The organism is Planosporangium mesophilum, from assembly GCF_016863255.1.
Lineage (GTDB): Bacteria > Actinomycetota > Actinomycetes > Mycobacteriales > Micromonosporaceae > Planosporangium > Planosporangium mesophilum.
Genome location: NZ_BOON01000055.1, coordinates 45,696 through 54,334, shown reverse-complemented (window position 1 = coordinate 54,334; position 8,639 = coordinate 45,696). Strand labels below are relative to the sequence as shown.

At 72.0% G+C, this 8,639-nt stretch carries 9 protein-coding genes; 5 read left to right on the top strand and 4 right to left on the bottom strand.

Translation table 11 applies throughout. The features are described from left to right. Positions 1 to 30: 30 nt before the first annotated feature. Positions 31 to 534: a mycothiol transferase gene (locus Pme01_RS26245; RefSeq protein ID WP_168116140.1), complete on the bottom strand. Its 504-nt coding sequence runs from the start codon at positions 532 to 534 to the stop codon at positions 31 to 33. 251 nt (positions 535 to 785) lie between these two features. Between Pme01_RS26245 and Pme01_RS26240 the strand changes: the two genes are divergently transcribed. From Pme01_RS26240 to Pme01_RS26230, 3 genes are read left to right on the top strand one after another with little or no spacing between them, the layout of a single operon-like run. Beyond that, positions 786 to 2,189, top strand: coding sequence for a glycosyltransferase family 4 protein (locus tag Pme01_RS26240; RefSeq protein ID WP_168116141.1), 1,404 nt, complete (start codon positions 786 to 788; stop codon positions 2,187 to 2,189). After that, positions 2,183 to 2,962 carry a class I SAM-dependent methyltransferase gene (locus Pme01_RS26235; RefSeq protein WP_168116142.1) on the top strand — a complete coding sequence of 260 codons (780 nt, stop codon included), beginning with the start codon at positions 2,183 to 2,185 and terminating at the stop codon, positions 2,960 to 2,962. The genes Pme01_RS26240 and Pme01_RS26235 overlap by 7 nt, the downstream gene beginning before the upstream one ends. Continuing rightward, the gene (locus Pme01_RS26230; protein ID WP_239088474.1) at positions 2,959 to 4,071 is read left to right on the top strand and encodes a glucosidase family protein; all 1,113 of its coding nucleotides are present in this window, start codon (positions 2,959 to 2,961) and stop codon (positions 4,069 to 4,071) included. Before Pme01_RS26235 ends, Pme01_RS26230 begins: the two co-directional genes overlap by 4 nt. Positions 4,072 to 4,119: 48 nt before the next feature. On the opposite strand, the gene Pme01_RS26225 is transcribed toward Pme01_RS26230, so the two are convergent. Beyond that, the gene (locus tag Pme01_RS26225; RefSeq protein ID WP_168116143.1) at positions 4,120 to 4,800 is read right to left on the bottom strand and encodes a class I SAM-dependent methyltransferase; all 681 of its coding nucleotides are present in this window, start codon (positions 4,798 to 4,800) and stop codon (positions 4,120 to 4,122) included. Between the two features lie 348 nt (positions 4,801 to 5,148). Between Pme01_RS26225 and Pme01_RS26220 the strand changes: the two genes are divergently transcribed. Continuing rightward, on the top strand, positions 5,149 to 6,036 hold the full coding sequence (locus Pme01_RS26220; protein WP_168116144.1) for a TIGR03619 family F420-dependent LLM class oxidoreductase: 888 nt from the start codon (positions 5,149 to 5,151) through the stop codon (positions 6,034 to 6,036). Positions 6,037 to 6,078: 42 nt separating this feature from the next. Here Pme01_RS26220 and Pme01_RS26215 read toward each other — a convergent pair whose 3' ends face one another. After that, the gene (locus Pme01_RS26215) at positions 6,079 to 6,705 is read right to left on the bottom strand and encodes a class F sortase (protein ID WP_203935876.1); all 627 of its coding nucleotides are present in this window, start codon (positions 6,703 to 6,705) and stop codon (positions 6,079 to 6,081) included. Between the two features lie 40 nt (positions 6,706 to 6,745). After that, positions 6,746 to 7,213: a hypothetical protein gene (locus tag Pme01_RS26210; protein ID WP_168118161.1), complete on the bottom strand. Its 468-nt coding sequence runs from the start codon at positions 7,211 to 7,213 to the stop codon at positions 6,746 to 6,748. A gap of 493 nt (positions 7,214 to 7,706) precedes the next feature. On the opposite strand from Pme01_RS26210, the gene Pme01_RS26205 reads away from it, so the two are divergent. Further along, on the top strand, positions 7,707 to 8,504 hold the full coding sequence (locus Pme01_RS26205) for a hypothetical protein (RefSeq protein WP_168118162.1): 798 nt from the start codon (positions 7,707 to 7,709) through the stop codon (positions 8,502 to 8,504). Positions 8,505 to 8,639 lie beyond the last annotated feature (135 nt).

Sequence of the window (8,639 nt, the reverse complement as noted above, 5' to 3'; positions counted from 1 at the left end):
CGTGCCACCGAGGGACGCCGCCCGCCGCGCTCACGTCAGCAGGCCGCGGACGTAGGCCGCCTGGCCGGCGTGCTGGATGTCGTCGTCGGCGATGCTCACCAGTCGGACGCCGAGGGTCACCGGTGGATCCCACCGCTTGTCGACGACCCGGTCGAGATCGTCCGACTTGAGGCCGCGCAGGAAGTCCCGGGTACGCGCGTGGACGGCGTCGTAGTACTCCACGAGGACCTCGGGGCCGTCCGGACGGACCTGTTCGACCTGCCCGGGGGAGTGGCCGTAGCCGGTGTTGGACGGGTCGGCGCCGAGCCCGAAGCGGGCCGCCCACTCACCCTCCGCCCACACCTGGTCCCGGCCGAGCAGCTCGGCGACGTGGTGGTCCTGTACCCGGGTGAGGTGCCACACGAGCCAGCCGATCGAGTTGGTGCCCGGCGCCGGTGACCACCCCAGCTGCTCCGGCGTGAGCCCCTCGACCGCGGACCGGACGTGCTCCGGGATCCGGTCGAACGTCTCGATGAGTACATCGTTCACGTTCACTTCGACGGCAGCCTCCTTCAACGTGTTTCCTGTACCCGTACCGCCCTTACCCGTACCGCTGTGGCCCGCCGACAAACGTTGACGGCCGCCCGCGTCGGGGTGTGTCCGATCACGACGTATTGTTACCGGCGGGTAGAGGTCGATACCTTTGCGCGCGGGGAGGAGATGACCATTAATCATCGTACGGTCGGCGGAGCGCCGGTGAGCGCCACCGCGTGCGTCCCCACGTCACTCGCCGCTAGGGTCAGCAAGTGACCCAGGCCCCACTGCGCGTGGCCCTGCTGTCCTACCGGAGCAAGCCCCACAGCGGCGGCCAGGGCATCTACGTCCGTCACCTGTCCCGAGAGCTGGTACGGCTGGGCCACCACGTCGAGGTCTTCTCCGGCCCGCCGCTACCCGTCCTGGACGACGGCGTCCGGCTGACCTGCCTGCCCAGTCTGGACCTCTACCGCGAGCCGGACCCGTTCCGCGCGCCGCGCCTGTCGGAGTTCCGCTCCGCAGTGGACGTTCTGGAGTGGACCGCCATGTGTACCGGCGCGTTCCCCGAGCCGCTGACCTTCTCCCTGCGCGCCTGGTCGCACCTGCGCCGCCGGTTGTCCGAGTTCGACGTCGTCCACGACAACCAGAGCCTCGGCTACGGGCTGCTGGGCCTGCGGGGGCTGGGCCTGCGGGGGCTGGGCCGGCGAGGGCTGGGTCGGCGAGAGATCCGGCTGCCCGGGCGCGGCGTCCCCGTCGTCGCCACCATCCACCATCCCATCACGGTCGACCGCGACCTGGAACTGGCCGCCGCGAGCACCTGGCAGCGGCGGCTGTCCCTGCGCCGCTGGTACGCGTTCTGCCGGATGCAGGGCCGCGTCGCCCGCCGAATGGAGTGGATCACCACCGTCTCGGACGCGTCGAAGGACGAGATCGTCCAGGCGTTCGGGGTCGCGCCCGAGCGCCTGCGGGTCATCGGCGTCGGCGTCGACGAGGAGACCTTCCGCCCGGTCGGTGAGCAAGCCCGAGTCGCCGGCCGGATCGTGACCGTCGCCAGCGCGGACGTGCCACTCAAGGGGCTCGACGACCTCATCGAGGCGGTGGCGAAGCTACGTACCGAGCGGCCGGTCGCGCTGGTCGTGGTCGGTACCCTGCGCCCCGGCGGCGCGGCCGACCGGACCATCAACCGGCTGGGCCTGGCCGGCACCGTGCGGTTCGTCTCCGGCCTATCAGACGGGGAGCTGGCCGACCTGTTCCGGTCTGCCCAGGTGGCGGTCGTGCCCTCCCGGTACGAGGGGTTCTCGCTGCCGGCGGTCGAGGCGATGGCCTGCGGCACGCCGCTCGTCGTCACCACGGCGGGGGCGTTGCCCGAGGTGGCCGGCCCGGACGGGCACGCGGCGCTGCACGTACCGGCTGGCGATCCCGACGCCCTGGCCGGCGCGGTGGGCCGGCTTCTCGACGACGCCCCGCTGCGGCAGCGGCTGGGCGCCGCCGGCCGCAGCCGGGTGGTGGAGCGCTTCACGTGGCGCCGCACCGCCACGCTCACCGCCGAGTGGTACGCCGAGGCGATCGCGGCCGAGGCGACCGGGGTCGCGGCGACCAGAGGCGAGGCGACCAGAGGCGAGGTGGTCGCGGCCGAACCGACCGCCGCGGCCGGAGGAACGGGGACCGTGTGCTGACCATCGACTACGACCGGCTCGACGTACGGCCGGGGATGCGGGTCCTCGACCTGGGCTGTGGGGAGGGCCGCCACTCCTTCGAGGCGTACCGGCGCGGCGCCCACGTCGTCGCGCTCGACCTGAACGCCCGCGACCTCGCCACCACCCGGGAGTGGCTCGGGGCGATGGAGCTTGCCGGCGAGGCGCCGGCCGGCGCGACGGCCACCGCGGTCCGCGGCGACCTGCTGCGACTGCCGTTCCCGGACCACAGCTTCGACCGGATCATCGCCTCCGAGGTCCTCGAGCACATCCCCGACGACACCGCCGCCATGGCGGAGCTGACCCGGGTGCTCCGGCCCGGCGGGCTGGCCGCCGTCACGGTGCCGCGCTGGTTCCCGGAGCGGGTGTGCTGGGCGCTGTCCGACGAGTACCACGCCAACGAGGGCGGCCACGTACGGATCTACCGCGCCCACGAGCTGGCCGGGAAGCTGACTGCGGCCGGACTGACCGTGACGGGCAAGGGGTACGCGCACGCCCTGCACAGCCCGTACTGGTGGCTCAAGTGCGCGGTCGGCACCGACCGGGACGCGGCGGTCGTACGGGCTTACCACCGCCTACTGGTCTGGGACATCACCGCTCGTCCCTGGCTGACCCGGACGCTGGAGCGCGGGCTCAACCCGGTCATCGGCAAGAGCGTCGTGCTGTACCTGCGCCGCGACACCGTGACTGCGGACCAGAATCCGGCCGAGGACCGGCTGGCCGTCGACGAAGTGCCGGCGAGCAGCCGGCGATGACGGTCCCCGAACTGCCCGGTGTGCTCACCGCCGACGCGGTCCTCGCCACGGTGGCGAGCATCGCCGCCGCCCAGGAGCCGTCCGGTGCCATCCCCTGGTTCCCCGGCGGCGAGGTCGACCCGTGGGACCACGTCGAGGCCGCGATGGCGCTGGACGTGGGCGGCCGGCCGGAAGCGGCGCGCGCCGCGTACGACTGGCTGCGCCATGCCCAGCGGCCCGACGGTACCTGGGCGTCACGGTACCGTCAGGGGGTCGTCGCCGATCCGATCGGGGAGACCAACCACAGCGCGTACGTGGCGGTCGGCTGCTGGCACCACTGGCTGGCGAGCGGCGACGAGGCGTTCCTGGCCCGGATGTGGCCGACGGTCCGGCGCGCCCTGGACTTCGTCGTCGGCCAGCAGGCCGCGTCCGGTGCGGTGTGGTGGGCCGTCGACGGGGCCGGCGCGAGCGACCGGGTCGCGCTGCTGACCGGATGCTCCAGCATCTACCAGGCGCTGCGCTGCGGGGTTGCGATCGCCGACCGGCTCGGCGACCCCCAGCCGGACTGGGAGTTGGCCGCCGGTTGGCTGGCCCACGCGGTACGCCACCACCCGGAGGCCTTCGCGGACAAGGCGCGCTACTCGATGGACTGGTACTACCCGGTGCTCGGCGGCCCGGTCCGCGGCGACGACGGACGGGACCGGCTGCGGCAGCGGTGGCACGAGTTCGTGGTACCGGGGATGGGTGCGCGCTGCGTCGCCGACCGTCCCTGGGTGACCGGGGCCGAGACCTGCGAGCTGGCCCTCGCCCTGGACGCGGTGGGCGAGCCGGACGCGGCGGCCGAGGTCGTCGCCGCGATGCAGCACCTGCGCGAGGACGACGGGTCGTACTGGACCGGGCTGGTCCTCGACGACCACGTCCGCTGGCCGGTGGAGCGGACCACCTGGACCGGCGCGGCGGTCGTACTCGCCGTGGACGCGCTGCACGGCGCGCACCCCAGAAGCGGGATCTTCCGGGGTACCGACCTGCCCGTGGGCGTCGAGATCGGCGGCGTGTGCCCACCCGAACTGCGCTGCGGCGCTGTCGGGAAAGGCGTGACTGAAACCCGGGGCGCAGCCGAACCGCAGTAGGACGCCGCGGTAGGAGGACGCCGCGGTAGGAAGACGCCGCGGTAGGAATCAGCGGCCGCGGCGCAGTAGCCGCAGCGAACCGCAGCCGGGCAGTTCGGTGAACGCGCCGGAGGCCATGGCCTTCAGATAGACGCGGTACGGTGCCTGGCCGCCGTCGGCGGGGTCGGGGAAGACGTCGTGGATGGCGAGGACGCCGCCGACCGTCAGGTGCGGGGTCCAGCAGGCGAGGTCACGTTGGGCGGACTCGTCGGTGTGGCTGCCGTCGAGGAAGACGAACGCGACGGGCCGCTGCCACAGCGCGGCCAGGGTCTCGGACCGGGCCACGACCGCGACCACCAGGTCCTCCGCGTCGGCGGCGGCGATGGTACGGCGGAAGCCGGGCAGCGTGTCGATCCGGCCGGCCTGCGGGTCGACCAGGTCCGGGTCGTGGTACTCCCAGCCGGGCTGGTGCTCCTCGGAGCCGCGGTGGTGGTCGACGGTGACGACCTGGGTACCGCGCTCCCGGGCGGCCGCGGCCAGGTACAGCGTCGACTTGCCGAGGTAGCTGCCGACCTCCAGCAGCGGGCCGTCGGCCGTGACGGCCAGCGCGGCCTGGTACAGGGCAAGGCCCTCGTCGTCGGGCATGAAACCGGGCGCCGCCACGGCGGCTGACAACAGGGTGTCGGACAACAGGGCGTCGGACAACAGGGTGTCGGACAGCAGGGCGTCGGACAACGGTGCTCGCTCCATCGTGGCCGATCGTATCGGCGCCGGTGGGCGGCGGTGGCGGCGGGACCGTCTCCACGATCGCGGAGAGGCGAGCAAGAGGCGGACGGCGGGTTTTCGGCGACCGGAGGTGGGTACGAGGGCGTCGATTCCTCGTCGCTCTGGGTCACGCCGCCGGACGAGACCAGCCAGGTGCCGGTACCGGCCCGGCTCGGTCCGGTCTGCCAGCACAACCAGATCAACATCACCGCGATGTCGCCGAGCCGCCCGTCGCTGTAGGCGGGTTCCCCGACTTTCCCGTACCCGGATAGGTGACCGCCGGACGTGGGTAGGTGAACCGCCGGGCGCCAACAGATTGCTGCGGAGCGGCTCATGAAGCTCGGCGTGAACGTCGTCAACTTCGGTGCCCCGGCCGGCCCGGACAGCCTGCGGGCCTGGGCCGCGCGGGCGGAGAGCGCCGGCTTCGACATCGCGATGCTCTCCGACCACGTCGCCGTGACCCCCGACGTGTACGCCGTCTACCCCACGCCGTTCTACGAACCGTTCACCGCGCTGGCCTGGCTGGCGCCCATCACCAGGCTCGAGCTCGGCACCACCGTGGCCATCGTGCCTTACCGCCACCCGCTCCTGACCGCGCGGATGGTGGCGAACCTGGACCAGCTGAGCGGCGGTCGGTTGATCTTCGGAGTGGGCACCGGCTGGGCGGCCGAGGAGTACCGGGCGCTGTCCGTACCGTTCGAACAGCGCGGCCGGCTCACCGACGAGTACCTGGCAGCCATGATCACGACGTGGACCCACGAGGTCGCGTCGTTCGAAGGCGAGTACGTCTCGTTCGCCGAGGTGCACACCGGTCCGCTGCCGGTACAGCGCCCGTATCCGCCGATCTGGGTCGGCGGCCAGAGCTGGCCGGCGATCCGCCGCGCGGTGCGCTTCGGTACGGCGTGGCACCCCCTCGACGTCAACGTGGGCTGGCTGGAGCACGAGGGCCTACCGCTGCTGCGGCAGGCCGCCGTGAACGTGGGGCGAGACGTACCAGCGCTGGCGCCACGGGTCAAGATCAGATTGAGGGACCGGGCGGTACCGGAGGCCGCGCGCCGTACCGGAGAGGGCGACCTGCACCAGATCTCCGACGACCTGCACCGGCTGCGCTCGCTCAACCCGACGCATCTCGTCCTGGACAGCGACGACTTCGACGCCGACGACCGCGAGGACTTCGACCGGCACTGGCGGGTTCTGGATGCCGTCCGAGAGTTGCTCTGAACCGGCTGCTCCGAACCGGCTGCTCCGAACCGGCTGCGACGGTCAGCTGGCGCCGGCGAGCGCGGCGAAGACGATGATGTTGTCGAGGTAGTTGCCGGTTTGTCGGTCGAAGGTGCCGCCGCAGGTGATGAGGCGGAGTTCGGGTCGGGTGGTGGGGCCGTAGACCTTGGTGGTGGGGAAGTTGGTTTTGGGTGCCTGTTCGGTGCGGTAGACGGTGAAGCGGGTGGTGGTGGCGTCTTTGCGGGTGATGAGGATGGGGTCGCCGGGGTGTAGGTCGCGCAGGTGGTAGAAGATTCCGGGTTCGTCGTAGCCGTCGACGTGGCCGAGGATGACGCTGGCGCCGGTTTCGCCGGGGGTGGGTCCGGGGGCGTACCAGCCGGCTTGTGCGGGGTTGGTCAGGGGTGGGACCTGGACGGTGTGGTCGGGGTTGAGGTTGAGCGGGATGAGGGTGGACTGGGCGTCGATGGTGGGGATGGACAGTCGTACCGGCACCGACCTCGGCAACGCCACCTGGGCCCGCCGGCGTGACGACGGCTGCGCGGACCGTCCCGCCGACGCTTCGGATGCAGTCGGCGGGACAATTTCGGTCGGCTGGTGCAGGCCAGGCGTGACCGGCGCCCCCGCGAGTTGGACGACGCTGGGTACCAGCGCAGCCAGGGCGAGGAGCATGGCGATCACGCCTGCGCCAGGAATCAGCCTCGAGAGGCGATCATTCATCCGTCAGCCGGTGTCGCCTCGTCAGGGCGATACCGCCCGCGATCGCCACGAGGGCCAGCGCGCTCAGCGGCGTCACGAGGTTGTTGCCGGCCCCTGCCGTACCGCCACCACCGGTCACGGGCGCGCCGGTGGGTGTCGGGGCCGGGGTGGTCGGTGTCGGGGTCGGTGTCGGTGTCGGGGTGGTCGGTGTCGGGGTCGGTGTCGGGGACTGCGTCGGTGCCGGTGACGACGCCGTCGGGAACGGCGACTGCGTGGGTGCGGGCGACGACGCCGTCGGCATCGTGGCCGCCGACGGCGATCCCGAAGGATCATCCTCCTGGGCCGAGGCGACCCCGCCGGTAGCGCCCAACGCCAGTACCGCGAACGCCAGCACCGCGAACAGGCGCAGTCCTGCACCGCGGCGGAGACGGCCCGGATTCTCGGCGTGCCGTGGCGATCCATTGTCAATGGGCTTGTGCACCACTACCCCCTTGAAGATCACAAGTCGGTACGACTGACCTTGAACTGCTGGGGTTTCGCTCGGTCTTCAACAGATTTGTGCGACCACGCGTGGTGCGAACCGTGCCGGTGGTATGAGGTACCCGGGTAGGCGGGCTAGGCCATCTGTACTAGGCCGGCAGTAGGCGCGCTACCCGGATAGCGGCGGCCTATCCGCCGGGGCGCCGATTTAATGGAGAGGGCCCCGCCCGTACCGGCCGGCCGTCCATCGTGGACCGCGGCCGAGGGCCCCGAGCCGACGGGTCAGCGGCAGACCGGTGCGGGTGGATGTTCTTCGTTCACGACGACGGGGCGGCCGGCAGATCGAGCGGGATACGGGTCATCGCGGCCGACCGGGGTAGTCGAGTCAAGTGCCGGTTATTCTCCTTTTCCTACCGCTCGGGGTAATCGTCGGTCTCGCGATTCGCCGGCGCGTCAGCGATCAGGCCTTCCGGCTGCTCTTCCGGCGGGCACTCGTGACCTTGACCGTGGTACGCGGCTGCCTCGCGGGCTGGGTCTTCCCGGGGGTGCTCTCCACGATCGGCGTCATCGCCGTCGTGGCCGGCTCCGAGGTGCTCTGCGCGTACGTGCTGGCGCGCGCCGGCCCGTGCGGTCACCGTCCGGTGGCCGGGTTCGCCGCCCACAGCAACACCGGGTACTGGTCGCTGCCGCTCGCCGTCGTCCTGTTCGGACCGGCCGGCGTCACGTTCGTCTCGGTGTACGAGATGCTCGCCGCTCCCCGGGTGGCCCCGTCGATCCGCCGGTTGCAGCGCCAGGCCCCCACGCGTACCAGCGCGGCCGAGCGTACAACCGACCTGAGCCCGGTAGCCGCCGGCCTGCTCGGGCTCGGGGCCCGGACGGTCGTCCCACCGTCGCCGGGGGCCGCCCGCGTACTGCTGCCGCTCGCCGTCGTGGGCGGCGCGATCGGCGCGGTCTCCTTCGGCCTGTCGATCCCCGCCCGTCGACCGGTCGCGCGGTACCTGACCCCGGCGTCGGCCGTGGTCGCCCTCCGCGCCGTCCTACTGCCGGCACCGCTGGTGGTGCTCGCCCTGATGGGGCTCTACGTCCCGGCGGTGGCGTGGGTGGGTGGTGACCGGTCTGGCCCCGTTCAACACGGTGGTGCTGGGCCGGCTGTACGGGTACGACACCGCCTTCGGCACGACCGTCGTCGCAGTGTCCTCCCTCGCCTCCGCGCTCACGGCGCTCGTCGTCGCGCTGGGCTGGCTGGTCCTGCCATAGCCGTCGCAAGCTGCCGGCGGAGCGTGCCGGCGTAACGTCAGGAGCCGAACCCGCCCGTATCCGTGGACGAGAACCGGGGTTGACCAGTGACCACGCATAACTCAGCGACCACGCACAACTCAGCGACCACGCATAACTCAGCGACCGCGCATAATTCAGCGACCAACCCT